25 protein-coding genes are annotated in these 24,868 nt (G+C 64.1%); 15 read left to right on the forward strand and 10 right to left on the reverse strand.

From position 1 onward, the window contains the following. Positions 1-5 precede the first annotated feature (5 nt). Positions 6-710, reverse strand: coding sequence for a GntR family transcriptional regulator (locus tag YH64_RS18700; protein WP_046806190.1), 705 nt, complete (start codon positions 708-710; stop codon positions 6-8). Positions 711-835: 125 nt separating this feature from the next. Here YH64_RS18700 and YH64_RS18705 point away from each other — a divergent pair, with 125 nt between their 5' ends. From YH64_RS18705 to YH64_RS18720, 4 genes are read left to right on the forward strand one after another with little or no spacing between them, the layout of a single operon-like run. Continuing rightward, the gene (locus YH64_RS18705) at positions 836-1,693 is read left to right on the forward strand and encodes a transketolase (RefSeq protein WP_046806189.1); all 858 of its coding nucleotides are present in this window, start codon (positions 836-838) and stop codon (positions 1,691-1,693) included. Next, positions 1,694-2,680 (forward strand): transketolase family protein, encoded by a 987-nt coding sequence (locus YH64_RS18710; protein ID WP_046806188.1) that lies wholly within the window; start codon positions 1,694-1,696, stop codon positions 2,678-2,680. Positions 2,681-2,708: 28 nt separating this feature from the next. Continuing rightward, positions 2,709-3,512 (forward strand): shikimate dehydrogenase, encoded by an 804-nt coding sequence (locus tag YH64_RS18715; RefSeq protein WP_046806187.1) that lies wholly within the window; start codon positions 2,709-2,711, stop codon positions 3,510-3,512. 48 nt (positions 3,513-3,560) lie between these two features. Further along, positions 3,561-5,159, forward strand: a complete 1,599-nt coding sequence (locus tag YH64_RS18720; protein WP_046806186.1) for a GMC family oxidoreductase — start codon at positions 3,561-3,563, stop codon at positions 5,157-5,159. Positions 5,160-5,247: 88 nt separating this feature from the next. Here the strand turns inward: YH64_RS18720 and YH64_RS18725 are convergent, their stop codons facing one another. From YH64_RS18725 to YH64_RS18745, 5 genes are read right to left on the reverse strand one after another with little or no spacing between them, the layout of a single operon-like run. Beyond that, positions 5,248-6,261, reverse strand: coding sequence for a proline racemase family protein (locus tag YH64_RS18725; RefSeq protein WP_006227860.1), 1,014 nt, complete (start codon positions 6,259-6,261; stop codon positions 5,248-5,250). Between the two features lie 51 nt (positions 6,262-6,312). Beyond that, complete coding sequence (locus YH64_RS18730) at positions 6,313-7,104, reverse strand: ABC transporter permease (protein ID WP_046806185.1); 792 nt, start codon at positions 7,102-7,104, stop codon at positions 6,313-6,315. After that, positions 7,101-7,967 (reverse strand): ABC transporter permease, encoded by an 867-nt coding sequence (locus YH64_RS18735; RefSeq protein ID WP_046806184.1) that lies wholly within the window; start codon positions 7,965-7,967, stop codon positions 7,101-7,103. The genes YH64_RS18730 and YH64_RS18735 overlap by 4 nt, the downstream gene beginning before the upstream one ends. Next, positions 7,964-9,016: an ABC transporter ATP-binding protein gene (locus YH64_RS18740; RefSeq protein WP_046806183.1), complete on the reverse strand. Its 1,053-nt coding sequence runs from the start codon at positions 9,014-9,016 to the stop codon at positions 7,964-7,966. The genes YH64_RS18735 and YH64_RS18740 overlap by 4 nt, the downstream gene beginning before the upstream one ends. Before the next feature lie 13 nt (positions 9,017-9,029). After that, a complete protein-coding gene (locus YH64_RS18745) occupies positions 9,030-10,082 on the reverse strand; it encodes an ABC transporter substrate-binding protein (protein ID WP_046806255.1) in 1,053 nt (350 codons plus the stop codon). 145 nt (positions 10,083-10,227) lie between these two features. Between YH64_RS18745 and YH64_RS18750 the strand changes: the two genes are divergently transcribed. From YH64_RS18750 to YH64_RS18775, 6 genes are all read left to right on the forward strand, one after another. Further along, positions 10,228-11,310 carry a GlxA family transcriptional regulator gene (locus YH64_RS18750; RefSeq protein ID WP_046806182.1) on the forward strand — a complete coding sequence of 361 codons (1,083 nt, stop codon included), beginning with the start codon at positions 10,228-10,230 and terminating at the stop codon, positions 11,308-11,310. A 26-nt stretch (positions 11,311-11,336) separates the two neighbouring features. Further along, positions 11,337-12,047: a glutathione S-transferase gene (locus tag YH64_RS18755; RefSeq protein ID WP_046806181.1), complete on the forward strand. Its 711-nt coding sequence runs from the start codon at positions 11,337-11,339 to the stop codon at positions 12,045-12,047. Between the two features lie 515 nt (positions 12,048-12,562). Further along, positions 12,563-14,047 carry a methyl-accepting chemotaxis protein gene (locus YH64_RS18760; protein ID WP_046806180.1) on the forward strand — a complete coding sequence of 495 codons (1,485 nt, stop codon included), beginning with the start codon at positions 12,563-12,565 and terminating at the stop codon, positions 14,045-14,047. 97 nt (positions 14,048-14,144) lie between these two features. After that, positions 14,145-14,378, forward strand: coding sequence for a DUF1653 domain-containing protein (locus YH64_RS18765; protein WP_046806179.1), 234 nt, complete (start codon positions 14,145-14,147; stop codon positions 14,376-14,378). Between the two features lie 29 nt (positions 14,379-14,407). Continuing rightward, a complete protein-coding gene (locus YH64_RS18770; protein ID WP_370512762.1) occupies positions 14,408-15,064 on the forward strand; it encodes a PolC-type DNA polymerase III in 657 nt (218 codons plus the stop codon). An 8-nt stretch (positions 15,065-15,072) separates the two neighbouring features. Continuing rightward, on the forward strand, positions 15,073-15,432 hold the full coding sequence (locus tag YH64_RS18775) for a nucleotide pyrophosphohydrolase (protein WP_046806178.1): 360 nt from the start codon (positions 15,073-15,075) through the stop codon (positions 15,430-15,432). 46 nt (positions 15,433-15,478) lie between these two features. Here YH64_RS18775 and YH64_RS18780 read toward each other — a convergent pair whose 3' ends face one another. Beyond that, positions 15,479-15,769: an antibiotic biosynthesis monooxygenase gene (locus YH64_RS18780; protein ID WP_046806177.1), complete on the reverse strand. Its 291-nt coding sequence runs from the start codon at positions 15,767-15,769 to the stop codon at positions 15,479-15,481. A gap of 52 nt (positions 15,770-15,821) precedes the next feature. On the opposite strand from YH64_RS18780, the gene YH64_RS18785 reads away from it, so the two are divergent. From YH64_RS18785 to YH64_RS18795, 3 genes are all read left to right on the forward strand, one after another. Beyond that, positions 15,822-16,262, forward strand: a complete 441-nt coding sequence (locus tag YH64_RS18785) for a hypothetical protein (RefSeq protein WP_255444555.1) — start codon at positions 15,822-15,824, stop codon at positions 16,260-16,262. 388 nt (positions 16,263-16,650) lie between these two features. Then, positions 16,651-17,127 carry a hypothetical protein gene (locus tag YH64_RS18790; protein WP_046806176.1) on the forward strand — a complete coding sequence of 159 codons (477 nt, stop codon included), beginning with the start codon at positions 16,651-16,653 and terminating at the stop codon, positions 17,125-17,127. Positions 17,128-17,170: 43 nt separating this feature from the next. Next, the gene (locus YH64_RS18795; RefSeq protein ID WP_143215439.1) at positions 17,171-17,908 is read left to right on the forward strand and encodes a hypothetical protein; all 738 of its coding nucleotides are present in this window, start codon (positions 17,171-17,173) and stop codon (positions 17,906-17,908) included. A gap of 52 nt (positions 17,909-17,960) precedes the next feature. Here YH64_RS18795 and YH64_RS18800 read toward each other — a convergent pair whose 3' ends face one another. Both YH64_RS18800 and YH64_RS18805 read right to left on the reverse strand, forming a co-directional pair. Continuing rightward, a complete protein-coding gene (locus YH64_RS18800; RefSeq protein WP_046806174.1) occupies positions 17,961-20,378 on the reverse strand; it encodes a DUF3772 domain-containing protein in 2,418 nt (805 codons plus the stop codon). Positions 20,379-20,605: 227 nt separating this feature from the next. After that, on the reverse strand, positions 20,606-21,532 hold the full coding sequence (locus tag YH64_RS18805; RefSeq protein WP_046807946.1) for a LysR family transcriptional regulator: 927 nt from the start codon (positions 21,530-21,532) through the stop codon (positions 20,606-20,608). Positions 21,533-21,790: 258 nt separating this feature from the next. On the opposite strand from YH64_RS18805, the gene YH64_RS18810 reads away from it, so the two are divergent. Next, positions 21,791-23,308 carry an acetyl-CoA hydrolase/transferase family protein gene (locus YH64_RS18810; protein WP_046807947.1) on the forward strand — a complete coding sequence of 506 codons (1,518 nt, stop codon included), beginning with the start codon at positions 21,791-21,793 and terminating at the stop codon, positions 23,306-23,308. Between the two features lie 7 nt (positions 23,309-23,315). On the opposite strand, the gene YH64_RS18815 is transcribed toward YH64_RS18810, so the two are convergent. Then, entirely contained in the window at positions 23,316-24,272 is a 957-nt protein-coding gene (locus tag YH64_RS18815; RefSeq protein ID WP_046807948.1) for a LysR substrate-binding domain-containing protein, read from the reverse strand. A 127-nt stretch (positions 24,273-24,399) separates the two neighbouring features. Between YH64_RS18815 and YH64_RS18820 the strand changes: the two genes are divergently transcribed. Further along, a complete protein-coding gene (locus YH64_RS18820) occupies positions 24,400-24,666 on the forward strand; it encodes an isoleucyl-tRNA synthetase (RefSeq protein WP_255444557.1) in 267 nt (88 codons plus the stop codon). Positions 24,667-24,868: the final 202 nt, after the last annotated feature.

Here is a 24,868-nt window from a genome sequence, read left to right on the forward strand (position 1 = left end):
TCTTCCTATTTGCGTGGCACGGGAGGGCGGTAGTCGAGCTCTTTTTCGCGTTCGACCAACCAATCGATCATGATCTTGCCGCCCCAGACCAGGTCGGCCTGGATGGCGCTGCGCGCGGCTTCGGAATCGCGCGCTTCAAGCGCTTCCAGCACGGCTTCGTGGCGGTGTTCGTTTTCGGAATAGTCCAGCCCGGCGGTCTTGACGTGGAACACCTTGAGGATCGGCCCGGTAATGACCCAGAACGATTCGACGGTGCTGCGCAAGATGGGCTTGTTGCTGGCTTCCAGGATGGCGAAGTGGAACTTGCGGTTCAGGTAGCTGGCGCGCTTCGGATCGGTGGACGTGCAGGAGATGAAATCCTTTTGCAGGGCGATCAGGTTGTCCAGCTGCTTGCGCGTGATGTTCTGCGCGGCCTCGGCCGCGCCCATGCCTTCCAGGTGGAAACGGATCTGCTGGATTTCCCGCAACTTTTCCGAATTCACATAAGGCACGTAGACGGCCGTGGCCGCCTGCATTTCCAAGCCCTGTTCGCTGATGAGCCGGAAGATGGCTTCGCGTACGGGCGTGATCGACACGCCCATCTCTTGAGCCAGTTCGCCGATGATCAGGCGTTCGCCGGGTTCGTACTGCCCGTTGATGAGGGCATTGCGGATTTCGTTGTAGACCCTGACGGACAGGTTCTCTTTCTTTACCGGTTTAAGGCTGGGCATGACGTTTCGGGCTTGCTGTATTAAGGGGAACGGGTGAATCCGGGATGAATTCTAGCCCGCCATAGCCAATCCGAGCACAATGGGTATATTATATATCATATATCCTAACGTAGAAAGGACGCGCCATGCGCCAGCACCAGGAGGCCCCCACCGAGGGGGAAGTTGCGATGCTGCGGGAAAAGGCCCGCTACATCCGGCTGGAGACAATCAGGTTGATTGAAATTGCCAAGGTCGGGCATTACAGCTCGGTCTTTTCGTGCGCGGAGATCTTTGCGTCGCTGTACTACGACGTGATGCGGCTGCGTCCGGGCGAGCCGCATTGGCCCGATCGCGACCGCTTCCTGATGGGCAAGGGCCACGCCGCCGTCGGGCTGTTTCCGGTGCTGGCCGATCACGGCTTCATCGACCGCGCGTTGCTGGACGGCTATACGCGCCTGGGCAGCCCGCTGGGCGACCACCCCGACATGAGCAAAGTCCCCGGCGTCGATTTCAGTTCCGGCTCGATCGGGCACGCGCTGTCCAACGGCGTCGGCATGGCCATGGGTGGCCGCATGAGCCGGCGCGACTTCAACGTCTTCGTGATGCTGGGCGATGGCGAAATGCAGGAAGGCCAGGTCTGGGAAGCCGCGCTGTTCGCCGCCCACCACCGGCTGTCGCGCCTGGTCGCCATCATTGACCGCAACGGCTACCAGCTGGACGGCAAGGTAGACGACGTGATGGGCGTGGAATCGCTGCGGGAAAAGTGGCTAGCGTTTGGCTGGGACGTGCACGAGGTTGACGGCCATAACCTGCGCGACCTGACCGCGCTGCTGCGCCGCCTGCGCGCGGACGACACGCGCGACAAGCCCGCCTGCGTGATCGCCAAGACGATCAAGGGCAAGGGCGTGTCGTACATGGAAACCGAGCCGGGCTGGCATTTGGGCTACCTGGCGCCGCAAGACGCGCAAAGCGCCGTCGACGAAATTCTTTCCCGCGAGATCTGAATGGCACAGGCACAAGTCCTATCCCCCGACTCCTGGCAGTACCGCGCGCTGAACGCGGTGAACCCCGGGCTGTCGTACCTATCCGATGCGCTGATTGAATTGGCTCAGGCCGGGCACCCGGTGGTCGCCGGGTCGGCCGACCTGCAATACTCCAACGGCCTGAACCGCTTCGCCACCGCCTACCCCGACCGCTACATCCAGTTCGGCATTTCAGAGCAGAACATGGTGTCGGCCGCCGCCGGCCTGGCCACCACCGGCATGATGCCGTTCGTGGCCACCTTTGCGTCTTTCCTTGGCTTGCTGTGCTGCGAACAAATCCGCATGGACGTTGCGTACACGAAGCTGCCCGTGCGCCTGATCGGCCATCACACCGGCATCAGCCTGGGGTTTTATGGCACGTCGCACCACGCCACCGAAGACATCTCAACGATGCGTGCCCTGGCCGGCCTGACGGTCGTGTCGCCCGCCGACGGCCCGCAGCTGGCCGCCGCTATCAAGGCATCGGTCAACTGGCCTGAGCCGATCTACTTTCGCATCGGGCGCGGCCGCGATCCGCAGGTGTATGAAGACGGCACGCCGTTTGAATTCGGCCGCGCCATCGTGCATTCCACCGGCTCTGACTTGAACATCATTGCCTGCGGCATCACGCTGCACGCCGCACTGGCCGCCGCCGAGCAATTGCGTGCGGATGGCTTGTCCGTGGGCGTGATCGACATGCCGACCATCAAGCCCCTGGACCGCGATGCGGTGCTGGCCGCCGCCGGTCAGGCCCGCCGCATGATGACGGTGGAAGAGCACAATGTGCTGGGCGGCCTGGGGTCTGCCGTTGCCGAAGTGTTGGCCGACGCCGGCACCGGCACGCGCCTGCGCCGCCACGGCATCTACGACGAATACAGCCTGATCGCGCCGCCCACGACGCTCTACGCGCATTACCAGCTGGACGCGGCCGGTATCGGCGCCGTCGCCCGCGAAGTCATCGCATCCTGAATCTACCGCTTTTGAATCTGGAGAACCCATGAAGGAAATCACCGGCAACACCCGCCTGTTCGGCATCCTGGCCGACCCCATCCATCACGTGAAAACGCCGCAGCGCATGAACGAACTGTTCGCGCAGCTGGGCTACGACGGCGTCTGCGTGCCGTTTCACACCCGTCCCGATAATCTGGCCGCCGTGGTCGAAGGCTTGCGCCGGCTGGAGAACCTGGGCGGCGTCATCGTGACGATGCCGCACAAGACCGCCATCCTGGACCTGGTGGATGACGTGACGCCGGTGGCGCGCAAGATCGGCGCCGCCAACGTGGTGCGCCGCGATGCCGACGGCAAGCTCACCGCGCACATGCTGGATGGCGAAGGCTTTGTGCGCGGCCTGCAAACCGCGGGCGTGGACCTGCGCGGCAAAAGCGCCTACCTGGCGGGCGCGGGCGGCGCGGCCAATGCCATCGGCTTTGCCTTGGTGCAGGCCGGCGTGTCGCGGTTGACCATCGCCAACCGCACCCCGGCCAAGGCCGAGGACCTGAAGGCGCGCATCCTGTCGCTGCATCCCGATGCGAACATCGCCGTGGGTACGCCCGACCCTTCGGGCCATGATGTGGTGGTCAACGGCACGTCGCTGGGCATGAAGGAAGGCGACGCGCTGCCGCTCGATACCGAGCGCCTGACGCCCGAGCAGCTTGTGTGCGAAGTCATCATGCAGCCCAAGGACACCGCGCTGCTGCTGGCCGCGCAAGCCAAGGGCTGCAAAGTGCATTACGGCGCGCCGATGCTCGTCTGCCAGATTGCATTGATGGCCGAAATGCTGGGCGTGACGGCAGCCAAATAAGCCCGCCAAATAAGGCAGGCGGCGGACATCAGGACAAGGTGTAGAACGATGGGCGATTTCGATTTCATTATTGCGGGCGGCGGCACGGCGGGCTGCATCCTGGCCAACCGGCTCAGCGCCGACGGCAAGCATCGCGTCTTGATGCTGGAGGCGGGCCAGGAAGCCCGCAGCATGTGGATTTCAATACCGGCGGGTTTTTCCAAGCTACTGGTGAACCCCGACTACAACTGGCGCTTTGCCACCGAGCCCGAAGACAACGTCTATGGCCGCACCATCGCCGTGCCGCGCGGCAAAGGCGTGGGCGGTTCCACCTTGATCAACGGCATGATCTACGTGCGAGGCCAGCCGCGGGATTACGACGGCTGGGAAGCCGCGGGCGCAACCGGCTGGAATTACGCACAGGCCGAGCGGCTGTTTCGCAAGATCGAGCATTACGAGCGCGGTGGCGAGACACGCGGCAAGAACGGCCCCATGCATTTGGAAGAAGTGGCCGAACGGTTTCCCGTGTCCGACGCGTTCCTGCGCGCCGCGCAAGAAGACGGCCAGCCCTTGAACCCCGACTACAACAGCGGCAAGCAAGAAGGCGTGGGCCACTACCAGGTGCTTCAGCACCGTGGCCGCCGCTGGAGCGTGGTGGACGGCTACCTTAGGCCGGCCGCCGGGCGCAAGAACCTGCGCGTCGAATGCGGCGCGCACGTGACGCGACTGGTGTTTGAAGGCAAGCGCTGCGTGGGTGTCACGTACCGCAAGAACGGGCAGGAACACACCGTGCGCGCCGCCCGCGAAACCATCCTGTGCCTGGGCGCGGTGCAGTCGCCGCAGTTGCTGGAACTGTCCGGCATCGGCAACCCCGCCTTGCTGCAATCGTTCAACATTGCGCTGGTGCATGCGCAGCCGCAAGTGGGTGAAAACTACATCGACCACTTCGCCACCCGCATGAATTGGCGGGTGAAGGGCACGGTGACGTTGAACGAGATGTCGCGCGGCTGGCGCCTGGCGCAGCAGGTGGCGCGCTATTACACCAGCCACACCGGCATCCTGACGCTGGGCACGGGGCTGGTGCACGGCTTCGTGAAAAGCGCGCCCGATATGCCCACGGCTGACGTGCAGTTTTTCTTTGTGCACGCCAGCTACGCCAACGCCGCCGAACGCATCCTGGACCGTCAACCGGGCATGACGATCGGTGTGGCGCAGCTGCGCCCGGAATCGGTGGGCACCATACACATCAAGTCGGCGGACCCCTTGGCGGGCCCGTCCATTCGCCCGAATTTCCTGTCGGCGCAGATTGACCGCGACAGCTTGGTGGGCGGCATGAAGGTTGCGCGGCGCATTGTCGGGCAACCCGCGATGCAGCCCTATATCCAGGCCGAGCTCAGCCCCGGCGACGCGGTGCAAAGCGATGAACAATGGTTGGACTTCGCGCGCCGCAATGGGCAGACCATCTATCACCCCATCGGCACCTGCCGCATGGGCTCGGACGCCGCCGCCGTCACCGATGTGCGCCTGCGCGTGAACGGGGTGACGGGCTTGCGCGTGGTGGACGCATCGGTGATGCCGAAGATGGTGTCGGGCAACACGCAGGCCGCCGTGATGATGGTGGCCGAGCGCGGCGCCGAGCTGATTCTGGAAGACGCCGCCACGGCGTGATCGCGCACCGCGGCACGATGAGACAATGCGCGCCGGGCCGGGTAGCCCGTCGCGCATTGTGGTTTCTGGACGATCGGTGATTACCCGATCAACGAATCAGGAAGCCCGCGCCGACCGGGTCGTTGCGATCAATGACCCAACGCGCGGTGCCCAGGATGCTGGCCGTGCCCTTGACGGTAGGACGCACGGCGCGCGTGCCGTTCAAGTCCACTTCGCCCAACAAGCAGCCCTCAAACGTGCCGCTGCCCAGCAAGCCTTCGGACTTGATCGGCTGGTTCAGCCCCATCTTTCCGCGTGCTTCGAACATGGCCATCATGGCGCTGGTGCCGGTGCCGCCGGGCGAGCGGTCCAGCTGGCCGGCGCTGAACACGTGCACGTTCTTGTAGAACGCGCCTTCGATTGTGGGCTGGTGCCAGAAGGTGATGAAGTTCAGGTTGTTGATGTGCGCTTCGGTCGGATGCTGGATGCGGTGGCGCGCGTTCAACTGGTCACGCACGATCAGGCCCATGCGCGACAGCTCGGTGCCGTTGTCCGGCGAGATGCGCAGGTCGCAGCCTGACAGGTCGACGATGCCGAAGTAATTGCCGCCCCACACGATGTCGGCCGACAGCTTGCCGTAGCCCGGCAGTTCCACCGGAATGTCCTGCGCGGCCACGTAAGCGGGCACGTTTTCAAAGCGCGTCCACAGCACGTTGTCGCCTTCGGATGCGACCTCCGACACGACCAGGCCCGCCGTGGTTTCAAAGCGGATCTTGGTGATGCCGTCCTTGCCGCGCGCCACCAGGCCGTTGGCCACCATCGCCATGCTGACGGCAATGGTGCCGTGGCCGCACATGTGCGAATACTCGGTGCCGTCGATATAGATCAGGCCGGCATCGAATTCCGGGCTGGACGGCGGCGTGAGGAACACGCCGAACATGTCCTTGTGGCCGCGCGGCTCGCGCATCAGCGCTTGGCGCAACCAGTCGTAGTTCTGCTCCAGAAAAGCCCGCTTTTCCAGGATGGTGGATCCGGCGGGGTAGGGGATGCCGCTGTGCACGATGCACAGGGGCTCGCCTTCGGTATGGGTATAGATGACATCGAACGCGTCTTGCTTGCGCATGACTGTGGCTCCAGACTAAGTAGGATGAAGGGGAAAAGCGGATGGGGGAAACTATTTGCCGCGTTCGGAAAGCATGTCCAATCCGACGGTCAAATCCAGGATGACGATAGCGATCACCGCAACCACAATCGTGGCGCCCGATACGGCTGCGATGGTCGGATCGATCGTGTACTGCACATAATTGAATAGCTTGACGGGTATGGTGTTCAGGTCCGCCGTGGTGTTGAAGATGGATAGCTCCACGTTGATCCACGACGAGATGAACGCGAAGATGGAGCCGGTGACGATGCCGGGCCGGATCTGCGGCAGCACCACCAGGAAGAACGTGGTCCACGGGTTGGCGCCCAGGTCGGCCGACGCCTCTTCCAGCGCGCGTTGTTCGGGCGTGAGCAACGTCAGCGTCGAGCGCAACACGAACGGCGCGATGATGACGATGTGCCCGATCAACAGCGACAGGAAACTGCGCGTCAACCCAAAGTACGCGCCGTACTGCAACAGCGCCGCGCCCAGCACAATGTGCGGCAACACCAGCGGCGACATCAGCACCGATGTCATCGCCGCCTTGCCCGGGAAGTCATAGCGCGCCAGGGCCAGCGCGGCCGGCACCGTCAGCAACACCGCCACCACGGTGGCCGCCAGCGCCAGCACCGTGCTGGTCGTGAATGCCGCCACATAGCCGGCTTCGACCAGCAGCGTGCGATACCAGTCCAGCGTCCAGCCGTGCGGCGGAAACGCCAGGTAGGGCGTGGTCGTGAACGACGAGCCCAGGATGACGACCAGCGGCAGCGCCAGGTAGGCAAGCACAGCCAGCGCGATCAGGCGGATCAGGTGGCGGGCGATCATCGCGCGGCTCCCGGCAAGGTGGCGGCGCGGTTGGCCAGCGCCACCAGGATCAAGGTGAAAACCAGCAGCACCATGCTGAGCGCGCCGCCGTAATGAAAGTCGAAGACCGAGCTGTATTGCTGGAAGATCAACATGGACAAGACCGATATCCGTCCACCCGACAGCAGTGCCGGCGTCACATACGCGCTGACCGCCAGCGTGAAGACGATGATGGCGCCGGACACCACGCCCGGCAGCGTCAGCGGCCACGTGATGTGCAGGAAGGTGGCGGCGGGGCTGGCGCCCAAGTCGGCCGAGGCGTGCTCGCAAGCCGGGTCGACGCGCGCCAGCGCATTGCCCACCGCCAGCACCACGAAGGGCAGCAGCACGTACACCATGCCGATCAGGATGCCGGTCTCGGTGCCGATGAAGCGCACCGGCCGGTCCGCCGCGCCCACGCCCACCAGCGCCTGGTTCACCAGCCCGTTGCGGCCCAGCAGCACCATCCAGCCGAACGCGCGCACGATGTTGCTGGTGAACAAGGGCACCACCAGCAGGATCACGCAAAAACGCCGCCACGCCTGCCAGCGCACGACGCGCACCAGGTACCAGGCCAGCGGATAGCCCAGGATCACGCAAACGATCGTGGTGAAAAAGGCCAGCCGGAAGGTCGTCAGGATGACGTCCCAGTGGTACTGGTCAGCCAGCACGCGCAGGTACTGCTGCGCGGTCAAGGTCATGCCGCCAGCGCCGTCGGGGCCGGCGGCGGCACTGGTGATGCTGGCCACCGCAACCACGGCCAACGGCGCCAGGAAGAACGCCGCGAAGAACAGCGCGGGCGCCGCCAGCAGCAAGCCGGGCGATAGCCAGGTGCGGCGCGTCATGGTTGTTCACCGATCAGGTGCAGTTGTTCGGGCGCGAACGACAGGCTGACGGTCGCGCCCGGCAGCAAGCCCGACGGCGCGATGCCGCTATGACGCGCCACGACCGTCTGCCCGCCCACATCCACGTGGATCATGCTGTGGCTGCCCACATTGATTACGTCGGCCACCACGCCCGTCAACCTGCACGCGTCTTGCCCGTCGGCCAGGCGCAGATCTTCCGGACGCAGCACCGCCACGCCGCGTGCGGGCGCGGCATGGCCCGCCAGCGGCACCAGCACGCCTTGCGTATCCAGACGCAGCGCGTCGTCGTCCGCCGCGGTATACGTCATGAAGTTCGCGTCGCCGATAAATTCCGCCACGAATCGTGTGGCCGGCCGGCGATAGATATCCGTGCCCGCGCCCACCTGCTCAATGCGCCCGGCGTGCATCACGACGACGCGGTCCGCCATCGTCATTGCTTCTTCCTGGTCATGCGTGACGAAGATGAAGGCGATGCCCAGCTTGGCTTGCAGATGCTTGAGTTCCAGCTGCATGCGCTTGCGCAGCTTCAGGTCCAGTGCCGACAGGGGCTCGTCCAGCAACAGCAGCTTGGGCTGGTTCACAATGGCGCGCGCCAGCGCCACGCGCTGCTGTTGGCCGCCGGACATTTCACGCGGGTAGCGCGCACCGAAGTCGGCCAGCCCCACCATATCCAGCGCGGCGCGTGCGCGATCCGCCGCGTCCTTCTTGGACGCACCCTGGCGCCGGGGACCGTACGCCACGTTCTCCAACACGGTCATGTGCGGAAACAGCGCGTAGTTCTGGAACACCGTATTCAGCGGGCGGTGGTGCGCGGCCAGGCGGCTGATGTCCTGGCCCTCGATCAGGATGCGGCCCGATTCCGGTGTCAGAAAGCCGGCAATCGATCGCAGCAATGTGGTCTTGCCGCAACCGCTGGGCCCCAGCAGGGCCACGAATTCCCCCTGCTGGATGTCCAGCTCGATACGGTCCAGCGCCTGGTAGGCGCCAAAGCGCATCGACACGCCTTTGATGGAAAGCAAAGCAGACATGGTCGACCCCGGCCTAGCGCTTGCGAGCGACCTGGCGGTTCCACGCGTCGGTGACTTCCGCGCGCCGGCTGTTGATCAGGTTCCAGTCGAACAAGCTCAGGTTCTTGACGGAACCTTCGGCGCCCCACGGCAGCTTGCGGGCCACGTCCGGCCGTACCTGCACGCCCTTGACGGCCGGGCCCAGGTACAGGCGCGTGGCCAGGCAGGCGGCGGCGTCTGGCGTCAGCGCGGTGTCGATGAACTTCTTGGCCGCCGCCGCGTTGGGCGCGCCCTTGACCAGATGCAGGCGGGCGTCGGTGGCCCACGCGCCTTCCTTGGGTACGGCAAAGCCGATGGGCAAGCCCTTGTCGATCAAGTCCCAGGCGCCCACGTTGAAGTGCGCGCCGATGATGGCCTCGCCACTTTGGTAGGCGTTGCTGGCGGCGCCCGAGCTATCAAAGAACAGCGCGGTGTCCAGCGAGGCCAGCTTGGTGTAGAGCGGCGCCAGGTTGGACGGGTCTATCGCCCAGACGCGCGCCAGGAAGAACACGAACGGCACGCCGGAAGAGTTGGCGGGCGACGGCACGGCCACGGCGCCGGCGTACTCGGGCTTCCACAAGTCCTTCCAGCTGGTTGGGGCCTCGCGCACTTCCTTGGTGTTGTAGGTGATGCCCAGCGAGTAATAGCCGGTGCTGACCGCGTAGGCCGCGTCGCCATTGCGATAGACGCCCTGGTCGATCACATTTTTCAGATTGGGAATGGTGGCCGGGTCCAGCGTGTCCAGCACGCCGGCCTGCGCAGCCAGCTCGCTGATGCCGCCGTCCATCCATGCCACGTCGATCGTTGGCGCGTTCTTTTGCTGTTGCAGCTTGGCCAGGGTGGTTGTTGACGTGCCCACTTCAGGCACCACCGTGACGCCCGTGGCCTTGGTGTAGGGCTCGGCCACGCAAGCGCGAAACGCATCGCCCCAGTTGCCGCCGTACCAGGCGACGGTGATCTTCTGCTGCTGCGCGCCGGCGGGGCCGGCCATCAAGAGGCCGGCGCCCATCAGGGCGGCGGCCAAAGCGCTGCGGGTAAGTGTTGCCATCGTGGATTCCCCTTGTCGATTTGTTGGCATGTTCCGGAAGTCTGAGCCCAGTGAGGCGCTTGCCGACATTGCCATGGATGCATCTTGGGCGATGCGCGGGAAAACGAGCTTGAAGGCGCGGGACAAAAACTTGAATAATTGCGTCATGACCGCCACCGAAAACCCCGCCGCCGAGTCGCCCTCCTATGACGACGCCCACGACGCGCTGCCTCGGGAAAAACCCGCATTGAACGTCGGCATCGTGTTGATGGACCAGTTCACGCTGGCCGCTTTCGCCGGCCTGGTGGATGTTTTGCGCCTGGCGGGCGACCACGGCGGCCGCAGTCGTCAGATCCATACCTCGTGGCGTGTCATGAGCTGGGACGGCAAACCGCGCCGCGCCAGCGCCGGGCTGACGATCGATGTTGCCGACGGCTTGCCGGCCGACCCCGCCGAATTCGACTACGTCGCCGTGTGCGGCGGCAACGACTACATCAATGGCCGCATGCCGGAACCGCTACGCGACTGGCTGCGCCTGGCGGCGGCAAGGCGGGTCCGCCTTCTGGGCATCTGCACCGGAACGTTCGCCCTGGCGCAGGCCGACGTAGTCGGGCCGCGCACGGTCTGCGTGCATTGGAATGTGCTGGATGCTTTCCGTGCGCGCTTTCCGCAAACGCGCGCGGTCGTGGACCGCCTGTTCGTGGACGAGGGCGACCTGATTTCCTGCGCCGGTTCCACGGCCGCCATCGATCTGGCGCTGTATCTGGTGGCCCGGCATTGCGGGCGGGACAAGGCCCAGCAGGCAATGCGGCACATGATGCTGCAAGGTGTGCGCCCCGGCCGGGTGCCGCAGGCGCATTTCCGCACCGACTTGTCCGGCATCCAGGACCTGCGCGTGCGCCAGGCTGCGCACTTTATCGAGCAGCGCATCGACAATCCCCCGCCGCTGGACGCCATTGCCCGCTATGTCGGTGTGGGGCGACGGCAACTGGAGCGCGCGTTCCGGCAGGCGACAGGAAAATCCCCGATGGCGTTCCAGCGGCAACTGCGGCTGGAATATGGAAGCTGGTTGTTGCTGAATAATCCTTGCAGCATTACGCAGATTGCGTTGGACTGCGGATTTGCAGACGGCGCGCATTTCTCGCGTGATTTCCGCGCGCACTTTGGCGTATCGCCGCGCCAGTATCAACAGGCCCAAGGCCTGCAACCCCAAGGGCAGGAAGACAGCGTCGACGCCTTGCCCGCCTGAGCCTGCCCCCGACGCAAGGAGACGGCATGACCTACGACCTTTGGTATTGGGAAACCATTCCCGGACGCGGTGAATTCGTGCGCCTGGCGCTGGAAGCGGGCGCCATACCTTATCGCGAGCGGGCGCGCGAGCCGGGCGCCTCGGACGATGCGTTGATCGAAGACATGCGCACGCCGCGTCCGCATCCTCCGTTTGCGCCGCCTTATCTGGTGGTGGGCGAGATGACGCTGGGTCAGACTGCAAATATCCTGCTGTTCCTGGGTGAAGAGCACGGCCTGGCGCCCGAGTCGCTGGAAGGGCGGTTATGGGTCAATCAATTGCAGCTGACCATCGCCGATATGGTGACCGAGGCACACGACACCCACCATCCCATTTCGGCCAACGATTACTACGAAGACCAAAAAGAAGAGGCCGCGCGGCGCGCCCGGACTTTCCGGGAAGAGCGCATTCCGAAGTTCCTGTCCTATTTCGAGCGCGTATTGGCCGGGCCGAAGGCATGGTTGGCGGGCGAAGACCGCTGGACCTACGTGGACCTATCGCTGTTTCATCTGGTTGATGGCTTGCTCTACGCCTTTCCGAAGCGCATGGGGACGGTGGCGTCGAATTATCCGAATGTGATGGCGCTGCATGCGCGCGTTGCGGCGCTGCCCGCATTGCAGCCCTACTTTTCCAGTGGCAGGCGGCTGCCCTTTGGCGAATGCATATTCCGCCAGTATCGCGAGTTGGACGCAGCCTGATCGTTTGCACGACGCGCCAGAGACAAAAGCAGGAGACATTAACGGCTTGCGGATGGTCGATATTAAGTGACAAATCGGACAGTATTTTATAAGGGACGGATAGATCCGCATGACGTTTTCGATATTAATAAAAGGGCCGGTTCCATATATGGAGTCGGCCCTTTTTAGTTAATTGTCAGAAACCGCAATGTGCCCACGTGGTAACTCCGGTTGCACCGGGTTTATACCAACATAGAAACCCGCAGGATTATCGAATAACGCGATTTTTTTTCGTTGAACGAGCCAAAAGGTGGAGAAACGTACATTTATAGGATTAATATTTTCGACTAGATACATTCTGAACGGTTTATCTTCTTAGTCGGTTTCGTCGCCGTTGGCGCGACGGCCATACGCGGTAGTGCATGCGGCGCGGCGTGCATTGCCTAGGCAGGGTTGGGACGCGCCAATCGGTTCTGATTTGAAATTACCTTTTGGTCATCGGCAGCACTTCGTCCCACTTTGGCAGGAGAAACCCTATGCAATGGATCACATTAAGCCGGCTGTTCCGTGGAAATCGCGGCATGCAAAAGGCCGACCTGTACGGTCAGATATCCGCCATTCACAAAGCGCAAGCCGTAATCGAGTTCGACCTTCAGGGCCATGTGCTCATGGCGAACCAGAACTTCCTGGACACGATGGGTTATACGCTGGATGAAGTCGTGGGACATCATCACGGTATGTTCGTAGACCCTGAAGAACGGGAATCAGCGGAATACGCGGCCTTCTGGCACAAGCTGGGCCAGGGCGCCTATGACGCCGGGCGCTATCGCCGGGTGCGCCATGACGGCACGGACGTGTGGCTGCAAGCCTCGTACAACCCCATTTTCGATAAGCGCGGACGGCCGCTCAAGGTCGTGAAATACGCCACGGACATTACCGACCAGCAACAACGCCAGGCGGATACCGAAGGGCAGTTGGCCGCGATTTCGAAAGTGCAGGCGATTATTGAATTTGAACTTGACGGCACCATCATCCGCGCCAATGACCTGTTCTTGAAAACCGTGGGCTATCAGGCCGCGGAAGTGGAAGGCCAGCATCACAGTATGTTCGTGCGCCCGGACGAAGCGCGCGGGGCGGCCTATAAAGAGTTCTGGCGCAAGTTGCGCAGCGGCCAATATGACACCGGCCAGTATCTGCGCATCGGCAAGGGCGGCCGCCAGGTCTGGATCGAGGCCAGCTACAACCCCATCTTCGACGCCGAGGGCCGCCCGTTCAAGGTGGTGAAGTTTGCCACCGACATCACCAAGCGCTTCACCGCGGCGCAGACCTTGCGCGTGGCGGTCCAGGGCCTGACCGAAAACGCCGAGCGCGCCAGTCAGGCCAATGCGCTGGCCCTGGACGCCAGCCAGGTGGCCGAGCAGGGCGGCAAGACCGTGCAGGGCGTGGTGCGCACCATGGGCGCCATCACGGAAAGCTCGCGCCGCATATCGGAAATCATCGGCGTCATGGACGGCATTGCGTTTCAAACCAACATCCTGGCCTTGAACGCGGCGGTAGAGGCCGCGCGCGCGGGCGCGCATGGCAAGGGCTTTGCCGTGGTTGCGGCCGAGGTCCGCAGCCTGGCCCAGAGCAGCGCGGCGGCCGCCAAGGAAATCAAGGGCTTGATCACCACGTCGGTTGAACAGATCGAAAGCGGCGCGGGGCAGGTCCAATCCGCCGGGGTCACCATGGAGGACATTGTGGCGTCGTCGCGCCGCGTGACGGAAATCATGGCCGAGGTGGTCAATGTGTCACTGGCGCAGTCGGCCAAACTGGGCGGTGTCACGCAAGACATCACGCAGATGACGGCCGACGCCGAACAGACCTTGCGCGCGACGCAGGCCAGCGCTGACGCGCAGGCGGCGCGGGCTAGCCGTCAGCCCGCGGGCGTGGTCAAACCGGTGACCGCCGCGTTGCGCGCCCGGCCCGCGGCCAATACGGCGTTGCCGCCGGCGCCCGTCTTGGAGTACGTGCGGTACTGAAGCCGGCGCCGATTGCGCTATAAAGACGGTATTGTTTGAATCCCAGGCCTGGGCCGGAGCATTCCCGCCCAGGTCGATTTTTTTGCGGCCACCGTCCATGACTGAATCCGAAGCCCTGGCTCTTGCCTCTCACCGCCACTACAAGGGCGGCCTTTACCGTTATGTGGGCACGGCCCGACATTCCGAAACCGAAGAGTCGATGGTGGTGTACGAACACCTGTGGCCTCACGAGCGCGGCCTGTGGGTGCGGCCGGCTTCGCTGTTTTTTGGCCAGTTGGCCGATGGATCGCCGCGTTTTGCGCCCTTGGCTACAACGACCGTGACGCCGTGACGTTCTTTTATCGCCGCGCACGCACGGGGGTGTCGCCCGCGCTGACGACATCGACCGATGCATTGGCCGGACCTGCCGGCAAATCCACCAGCGGAACGCCGGCAAGAACGTCCGCAAGAACGCCCGCCAAGACGCAGGCTTCGGCGGCCTTGGCCTCGGCGCTTCAAGCGCTGCGGGGGCCATTCATCGTGGCCGACCTGGAAACCACCGGGCTTTCAACCGCCACCTGCGAGATCCTGGAATTTGCCGCCGTGCGCGTCGAGACCTGCGGCACGCTGGCGCGCGAATATACGCAGGTGGTTCGAACGTCGTCGCCCGTGCCGTCCTTCATCACCCGCTTGACCGGTATCACGCAGGCCGAAGTCGACCGTCACGGCGTGCCGGTGATGCAGGCGTTTTCGTCGTTTCTTGAATTCGTCGAAGACCTGCCAGTGTTCTTTCACAACGCGTCTTTTGACCGGCGTTTTCTGGGCGCCACGGCGGATCGCACCGGCCTGCCGTTCGTCAATGCCACGCATTGCACGCTGGCGTTGGCGCGCCGTGCGTGGCCCGAATTGCCCTCCCATAAACTGGAAATCCTGGCGCGGCACGTGGGTGCGTCCAACCCTACCCACCGGGCGCTGGCTGATGTGCGCACCACGGTCGCGGTGGCGCTGGCGGCCAATGCGCGGCTGGCCACGGCGTAGGAACGAAGATGTCGGATCTGCAAGATATCAAGCTGGCGCTGCGGGCCTTCACGGCCGAGCGGGCCTGGCAACCTTTCCATTCGCCCAAGAACCTGGCGATGGCGCTGTCGGGCGAGGCGGGCGAGCTGGTGGCGCTGTTTCAGTGGCTCACCGAGGCTCAGTCGCGCGAGATGACGCCGGCGCAGTTGGCGCACGCTGCCGACGAGATCGCCGATGTGCAGATGTACCTGGTGGCGCTGGCGGATCAGTTAGGCATCGACATTGCCGATGCCGTGGCGCGCAAGATGGTGAAAAACGCCGAGAAATATCCGGCGGACCGGTTCGCGGGCAGCGCCCGCAAATACGACGATCCGCCTGGCGAAGCCTAATGCCTGACGCCTGACCCCTGACCCCCAGACATCAGGCGCCGGGCGGTCAGATCACCTGCTGTTCATGATGCACCACGGGCGGCTCGACGAAGAACCCCGCCACCAGCTTGCGCCATTCCTGGAAGTCGGGCGATTCGCGGAAATCGACCATGTGGTTTTCAACCGTTTCCCAGGCCACCACCAGCGTGTAGCGCTGCGGTTGCTCGATGCTGCGGTGCAGTTCCATGCCGTGGCATCCGCGCGCGCGCAGGAACAGCGGCTTGGCCTGCGCGACGCCGGCTTCGAACAGCGCTTCCTGGCCCTCGCGAACGTGGATGCTGGCAATTTCCTGGATCATGACGAGTCTCCAAACAAATGGGGCCGGGTAAGCACCGGCCGGCCGGAGTAGTATGGCTGAAAATTTCTTGCTTAGCCTGTTCATGAATTCCCGAGCGGCCGTCCTGACTCGTCTCATTACCCTGCGCCTGTTCTGGTATGTGGGCATCGGCGCCGTTGCGCTGATGGCCCTGTCACTGCACACACAGTTCAGCGTAGCGGTCTTGCTGTCGGCCATCGCCGTCTACATTCCCCTGTCGATGCTTTTCTTGCCCCTGATGGCGTGGCTTTGCGTCCGGCGCGGCACGTCCGCCAACAGCGACAGCTTGCTGTCGCCCTGGCCCGCCTGGCTGGCCGGTTTGTCGGGCATCGCACTGCTGGTCAGCTACCACCTCGTGTCCGACCTGGACCTTGCCGAATGCGGCTTCCTGTTGCTGCTGGTGGCCGGCGACCTGTGGTTGGCGCGCCGCGAGTCGGCACAATTGCTGCGCATTGTCAGCTTGTCGCAAGGCTGACAGTAAGCCTAAAGGTCACTCGCGCGCTCATCCCCGGCGTGCGCGGTAGGCCCCTTGTCCGAGCCGACCGCGCGCCAAGCCATCCTTAGAGTTGAAGGTCGGCCCGCGGGCACGGCACGCGCCTGCGACTTTCATCGGCCATACGCACGGCGTAATGCCGGTTGGCACGCCATTCGTGCGGCCCGCTACCTGCCTTTGACTGCATCCTTACGGAACCGGTCGCCCGTTTAGCCGATATCGACGAGCCTAGGACGGAGCAATCATTCCGTACCAATACGAAAGTCCCGCGCCCAACATTTCAGTCAGGCGCCCGGCATGACGTAGGGGTCCGCGCCGGTAGGCCACCGGCACCTGAGCATCCGTATGAAACGGATCAGGAGGAGCTCAAATGAAAAAGCTCGCAGTCGTCGCAGCGCTGTCATTGTTTGCCGCATCCGCGTATGCCAGCGGTCCAAACATGCCTTCCGTGTCGATCACCGGCCACGCCGGCACGATCAATGGCACGGCTTCATCCATCTCGACCGGCAGTTCCGTCGTGGCCACCCAGGTCAACGGCTACGGCTCGTCCAGCCAGACCTCGTTTGGCGAAACGGGCGGCGTGGCGCAAGTTGGCGGAACGTTCAATCGGGACGGCACCACGGTGGTGACCAGCACGCGGCAATATGCCACCAGCGAATCCTACGGCCACATTTCGGGCAACGCGCCGATCATGGTCGGCGACAGCATCGCCAACGGCGGCGCCTCGTTCGGGAACACGGAAACCAAGGCAACGGCCTCCGGCACCTTCGCGTCCGCCAACATCGGCGCATTCGGGGCGATTGGTGGTGTGGGGTCGATGGGTCACGTTGGCGGGTTCAATCGCTGACCGATTTTCCGGACGGCTACGGCCGTCCGGTCGAGGGGACATCATGAAGAAAATCGTGTTTGCCATCACGCTGTCGCTTGCAGCCGGCTCGGCCGTTGCACAGACCAGCAATTCAAGTTCCACGACGTCTGCATCGTCGGGGGCAACCAACGCCGGCAACAACCAGGGCATTACGCTGAACTCGAACAACAGCGGATCCAGCACCGTGAAGACGGTGCCCCCGGTTGGCGGCCAGAGTTTTTATGGTTCGTTTTCGTCCGATAGCTGCATGGTGTCCGCCGGTGGCGGCGGGTCCGTGGTGGGCTTCGGCATGAACGTGGCCATTCCGATCGAAGACCAGAAGTGCAGCTTGCGGCGCAATTTTGAACGCACCATGCAGGCCGCCGCGTCGACCAAGGACGCCGATCGTTCACGGCGGCTGGAAACGGCGGCTATCGACATCCTGTGCCAGACCGACGACCGCACCAAGGCGGCGTTGGTGGCGCAAGGCTTGTGCACCAATCCCGCCTTGACGACGGCCGATCACCGCTTTGACACGACGGCGGTCGCACAGGCGGCCCCGACCACGGCGACCGCCGGAGCGCCCGCTGTGGGGACGCAGCCCGCCGGCGCTTTGGCTGCACCCTCGCAACCCCAGGCGCAATTACGCCCGCTTGCGACCACCGCCGCCTTGCAAGCGGTGCCGGTGCAAACCGCGCAAACCACCGCGCTGGCCTCGCCGCCGCTGCGCAATCCGCGCCTGGAGCGCCAGCGCTTCGCCGACCTGTATTCGCCGGGATGAACTGGGATGGCCGGGCTTGAACCGGGGCCGGTCGCGATGAACGGGCTGGCGCCTACGCTGAGGGCGGGGGCGCCACGGCTGCGGTGGGTTCGGGCGGGTTCAGCGGGCCAGGGGGCGCCGATGCCAGCAGCATGGTGGGCGGCGACGAGACCTCCAGGCCCGCATCGTGCAGACGCTTCAGAACGGTGAACAGCAAGGCGCTGCGTACGCCATAGGCCGCGCGCGGCGACGACACGTAGCCCTTGGCGTTAAAGATCAGATGGCCATTTTCCAGGCCGTCCAAAAATACATTGGGAGCCGGGGTGTCCAGCACATCTTCGTGGTCGGCAAAGGCTTGCAGCATCAGTTCGCGCACCGCTTCCGCATCGGTTGACAGCGGCAGGGGCAGCTTGATCTGCACCAATCCAAGCGGATTGGATCGCGTCACGTTGCGCACCGTCTTGGTCACGAACTCCGAGTTCGGAACGATCACGGTGGACCGGTCGCCCATCTGGATTTCCGTGGCGCGCACGTTGATGCGCAGGATGTCGCCTTCGACCCCGCCCAACGACACCCAATCGCCCACCTTGACCGGGCGCTCGGCCAGCAGGATCAGGCCGGACACAAAGTTCTGCACCACGGCTTGCAGGCCAAAACCGATACCCACGGACAGCGCGCTGGCAATCCACGCCACGCGTTCCAGGCCGATGCCGGCGGCGGACAGCGACAGGGCGAACGAGATCACAAAGCCCGCATAGCCGAACAAGGTGGCCGCCGACAGCTGCATCCCCGGGTCCAGCTCGGTAGTGGGCAGATATCGGTTGGACAGCCAACGCTTAAGCACCTTGACGCTAAGCAGTGACAAGGCCAGCACCATCAGCGCCTGCAAGACAGCGCCAGGCCGGATCTGCGCTTCTCCGATCGCCAGGCCTTTGCGCAGCTGGTCAAAGCGCTGGAGCAGGTCCATCGGGCCTTCGCCAAATGGTGCCAGCAGCAGGATGATGGCAAGCAGGCCCACCACCACGCGGCCCACGCCGGACAGCAATACGGCCGCCTGGTCGCGCAGGCTGGGACCTTCGCGTTCGCCGTCCCGGTGGGACGTGCCCAGCAGCGTGCTGAAACCGTCTTCGATCAGTGTCGACAGCAGATAAGCGGACGCCATCACGATCAGGATCCACAGCACCTGTTTGGCCAGGAACGCGCCAAAGGCCACGTAGCCGGCCAGCAGGCTGGCCATGCCCAGGATCAGCACGGCCCAGACCGCGCCAAGCAACAGCGACACCCAGAAGGGCGCGGGCGCCTCGTTTTCCTGAACGATCTTGCGCCGCAAGCGCCGGCCGATGGCCAGCACCGTGCTCATGGTCGCCATGATCAACACGGCCACGATGCCGGTCAGCGTGATGGTCGTCGTCAGGCTGGCGTTAAGCAAAACGGGCAGGCGCTCGGCCAGCCAGATCATGACGACCAGCGTGCCCAGCAGATTGGGCAGCCAGTGCAAGCGCGCGGCGACCAGGTCATGGATAGGCGGCAAGCGCCACGACGGCCGGTTGCGCGACAGCAGCGCGTTGCCCAGGCCCGACACGTAGCCGCCGAAACAGACCGTGGCTACCAGCGTGGCCAACAGCGCGGCCGTGTTGTCGGACAGCTGCGAATTCCAGTCCAGGCCGGTATGGATCAGCAGGGCGATGACGCCCGGCGTCGCCACCGACAACATCACCTGCGCCACGGCCAGGAACGAGCGGCGCAGGCGGCCTGGCGGCACGCGCGTCGCGGTCAGCTTGAGGATCAGGCGGCCGATCCAGATTCGAAGTGCGATCACCAGCGCGGCCATGGCAATCAACAGCAGCCAGCCCCATTTCGGTGTCTGTCCGATGGCTGTGGACAGGTCGTCACCCAAGGCTTCCAGGCGTTCCAGGTCGCGCGGAAATTCGGAACGGAATTCGGTCCAGAACTGGCTCGACAGGAAGGAATCGCGGCGCTCGCCCATGCGCGCCTGGAATTGGGTACGCCGCTGCGCCGAAATCTGTTCGGCGGTTTGGCCGGCGTCCACGGACAGCAGCCGGGCCAGCTTCAGCTGCGCGTCCAGGGCGCGGCTGTTCTTTTCCAGTTGCGCGCGCTGCGCCGCCACGTCGGGCGCTTCTTTTGCGCCGTCGGGCGGAGCGCCCAGCTCGCTCAGCCTGGCGGTCACGCTGGCCAGTTGCGGGGTCAGCGCTTCGGTAGCCGCATCGGCCTTGGACTGGATGTCCAGCGCGTCGCCGCGTTGCTTGACCAGGGCGGCGTCGTCGGTCTCGTCCGTGAAACGCTTGCGGATGTCGTCGATCTGCTTGCGAGCCGCAGCCAGCACCGCCTCGGTTTCAGTAGGGTTGGGCGGCGGCGCCGCGAAGGCGGGCATCAAGCACAGCGACAGCAGTATCGCGGCGAGGAAGGCGGCGAACGCGGGCATGCGCCCGTGGCGCAGGCTGGGGAAAAAAGGGGAGGGGATGGGGGTCATATTCCGGGGGCGAATCACTCGCGTCGAGGCGGCAGCATAACAAGCCGCGAGCCCCGCCGTTGCAACAAAAATAGTGCTGTGTCCCCGGTTCAAAATTCCTTTTGCCGCGTGGCAAGTCAGTCTTCTGCCCACCGGATAAATAGGGCCGGATTCCGCCCGAAAGGCCTGGACACCGCCGCTAGCCCAGGCGCCTTCGAAAATCCTGTTTACCAGGCCAACGTTTGGATTCAATCGGCGCGCGGCGCCGGCCCCCTCGTGCCGGACTTTTTGGGCTTGCCCAACACCGCGTCGCACACCTCCAGCCAGGCGCGCGCGGCGAACGACAGGTAGCCGGACCGCAACCAGATATGGCCCACCTCCCATTGCATGCCGGACTTGGCCAACTTGGCGGTGCTGAGCCCGCGCGTCTTGATGCGCTGCATCAGCGGTTCAGGCAGCAGCGCCACGCCAAGCCCGGCCGACGCCATTGCCACCAGAAAGTCCCAGTGCGCGCTTTGGGCGGCGATGCCGGGCTGAAAACCCGCGTCGGCAAACGCCTGGCGCAGCCGACGCGTGATGGCGAAGTCGTCGGTGGGGATCAGCAGCCGCGCGTCGCGCAGGGCGCTAAGGGGCAGCGACGTCTTTCCCGCCCAGGGCGCATCTGGCGGCCCGATCACCCAGATCGGGTAGCGCCCGAAGGGCTGGGCGGCCAGCCCACCGTCGGGCGCAATGGGCAGGATGGTGGCGCCTACCTCGAGTTCCCCGCTGGCGACCAGCGCCTCGACGGCTTGGCCGGTGCCTTCGCGCAAGGTCAGGTGGATGCCGGGATGCAGTTCTCGGAAGCGCTTGACCACCGGCGTGAACAGCAAGTTGATCATCGGCGGAATACCCACTTCCAGCGCGCCCCGCCGCACGTCGGCGGTCTGGCGCAGTTCTTCGGTCAGTTGGCGCATGGTCTCCAGCACCTGCAAACCGCGCAGGTACATCACGCGCCCGGTATCGGTGGGCCGGGCGGTGTGCCCATCGCGAATGAGCAGCGGCGTGCCCGCTTCTTCTTCCAGCTGGCGGATCATTTTGCTGACGGTGGATTGCGTCACGAACAGCGTCTTGGCCGCTTGCGTGAAGCTGGCGTGCCTGACCGTTTCAACGAAATACCGCAATGCGCGCACGTCCATGGCGGCAGGCTCCCGGTGCGCTCGTGGGCGCAATGACCATTAAAACGATGAAAAAAACGACTGATTTGGATGATTTTAAGTCATTACGAGATTTCAACGCGCCTTCCTATACTGCGAAAAATTCGTCCCGGACGGCGGCAATGTGCCTGTGTCTGTGCCGGGATATCGGGAAACGCCGCGTCAGACGGCGCCCGGGCGCGCAAGGCCGTCATGGTTGCGTCCGGCCGCAAGCCGTTGGCCTTTAAATGTGGAGACACCATGCATTCCGACCGTATTCGCCATCCCGGGCTGCTTGCCCGGATCACGTCCGCCGACCAGGCGGCATTGCTGATCAAGGACGGCATGACCGTCGGAATGAGCGGTTTCACGCGTGCGGGCGACTGTAAGTCCGTGCCGGCCGCGCTGGCCAGCCGGGCCGAACACGAGCCGCTGTCGATCACCTTGATCACGGGTGCGTCGTTGGGGCATGACACCGACAAGATGCTGGCCCAGGCAAACGTGTTGTCGCGCCGCATGCCGTTCCAGGTCGACACCACGTTGCGGCGCAAGATCAATCAGGGCGATATTGCCTTTATCGATCAGCATCTGTCCGAAACGGTGGAGCAATTGCGAGCCGGCCATATCGGACCGATCAACGTGGCGATTATCGAAGCGGCCGCCATTACGGAAACGGGCGCCATCGTGCCGACGATGTCGGTGGGCAATTCGGCGTCGTTCGCGCAGCAGGCTGACCAGATCATCATCGAATTGAATCTGGGTATCCCTGCTGCCATCGAAGGGCTGCACGACATCTACGTGCCCGCCGACCGCCCCGCGCGCCAGCCCATCGGGCTGGTGACCGCCGATCAACGTATCGGCCAGCCGTTCATCCAGGTGGACCCGGACAAGATCGCCGCCATCGTGATTACACACGAGCCGGACAGCCCATCCAACGCCTTGCCGCCGGACGACGAAACCAATGCCATCGCCGGGCATATCAATACGTTCCTGCGCGGTGAAGTCGACGCCGGCCGCCTGACCAATGCGTTGTTGCCGTTGCAGGCCGGCATCGGCACCATCGCCAACGCCGTGCTGCACGGGTTTGAATCATCGGACTTCGAGGCGCTGACGATGTACTCGGAAGTGCTGCAAGACAGCGCCATCGAGTTGCTGGATCAGGGCAAGCTGGCGTTTGCGTCGGCCTCGTCCATTACCGTGTCCAAACCGGTGTACGACAAGATCTTGGCAAACCTGGAGCATTACCGCGAACGCATCGTGCTGCGGCCGCAAGAGATCAGCAATGCGCCCGAGATCGTTCGTCGGTTGGGCATTATCGCCATCAATACGGCATTGGAATTCGACATCTACGGCAACGTGAATTCCACGCACGTCGGCGGTACGCACATGATGAACGGCATCGGAGGCTCGGGCGATTTCGCGCGCAACGCGCACTTGGCCATCTTTGTGTCCAAGTCGATGGCCAAGGGCGGCGATATCTCAAGCGTGGTGCCCATGGTCTCCCATGTGGACCATACCGAGCACGATGTCGACGTGCTGGTCACGGAATGCGGCCTGGCCGACCTGCGCGGTTTGGCGCCGCGTGAACGCGCCCGCGTCATTATCCAGAATTGCGTGCACCCGTCCCTCCGTGCGGCATTGCAGAATTATTTTGATCGCGCTTGCCAGCACGGCGGCCAAACCCCGCATCTGCTGGAAGAGGCCTTTTCGTGGCACCAGCGTTTCAACGAAACGGACTCGATGCAGGCTGACAAACCGGCGACGCGCAAAGCTGCTTAAGCCGGCGTCACTGGCGGGCTGGCCCCGCGTCCGTGCCCGTGTCCGTGTCGGTGTCGGACGAAGGCGTCACCAGCGCGCAGCGGGACAACTCCAGCTCTTCGTGCAGCCACTGTTTCAACGCGACAAGCGGCGCCCACTCGCGCAGGCTTGGCGGATAAACCAAGTGGTAGGTCTGCGCCTGCTCATAGTGCACGCGCATGGGCGACACGCGCACGAGCCGTCCCGCGCAAAGCGCGTCTGCCGCGAGTAGCTCGCGGCCAAGAGTGATGCCCAGCCCTTGTTCGGCGGCCTGCAACATCATGCCGGCGTCGTTGAACGTGGCGACGGGCGTAACGAGCGTGCGCAGACCCGCCGCGTTGAACCAGTGTTGCCACATTTCCCGCTCGCCCAGCAACGGCTGGCGGGCCAGCGTTTGCGCCGTGTCGTCTTCCAGCGACGCGGCGGTTTCTGGCGACGCCAAGGCGATCAAGGGCAACGGCATGTCGAACAACGGTTCAGACTCCACGCCCGCCCACGGTCCGCGGCCAAATCGCAGGGCTGCATGAAATCCGTCCCGAACCAGATCGACCACCTGCTGGGACGTCTCGATTTCAAGCGACACGCCCGGATGGCGCGCGCGCCAACGCGCCATGCGCGGCAATAGCCAACGCTGAGCGAATGACGGCAGTACCGACACGCGCAGCCGTTGTTCACTACCGGTAGCCGACGCGGCGGCCGCCATGACGCCTTCGTCCAGCAGGGCCAGCGCGCTCTGCACGCTGCACAACAACGCCGCGCCGGCGCTATTCAAGACAATGCCGCGTCCGCTGCGCTCAAACAGCGCGAAACCCAGCTGCTCTTCCAATCCCTTGATTTGCTGGCTGACCGCGCTGTGCGTCAAATGCAGGCGCTCGGCGGCGGCGCGCAGGTTCTGCAATTCGGCAACGGCCCTGAAAGCGGGCAGGGTGTTGAGCGGGAGGCGCATGGCGGAATGTTCGGGCATTGAGCGGGTGGTTAGCGTAACTGACCAATAGGCCGAAAACAATTGGATTTTCATCGGGTATCTGGGCGGCTACGCTTACCGAATCGTCAAACGCAATAAGGAGACGGTCATGTCTGCCCAACTTTCACCTGTTTCACGGTCATTCCCGGCTACCGGGTCCGGCGCGCACCCGAGCTTTCAGGCAGGCGCCGGGTTGGGGCCGCTGCTGTGGGCGGCATTCCGCTGGTGGCGCGTGCAGTCTCGCATGCGTAACGTGGCCGCCGAGATGGACCCTCGCATCATGCAAGACGTCGGCGTACCGGAGTGGCTGGTTCACGAAACCACCGTGCACCGCGAACTGGCCCGCCTGCGCAACGTGGACTATCTGCGCTGGTAGACGTCTCCACCGGCAATAAGCGTGACCACGCTTTGTCGCTATATATATAGGGGCGGGGCGCGCCAAGGGCGTCCTCTATATAGAGAGGCAGGAGGAAGCCCCGGCCGGCGGCACCCTATGCGGCGACGTTTGAGTCGCCTTCATGACCGACCCGAAACTTGTGCTATAGTCTCGCTCCTTCGCAGTTCAGACATTTTGAACG

Source organism: Achromobacter sp. LC458 (assembly GCF_001005835.2).
GTDB classification, from domain to species: domain Bacteria; phylum Pseudomonadota; class Gammaproteobacteria; order Burkholderiales; family Burkholderiaceae_B; genus Achromobacter; species Achromobacter spanius_B.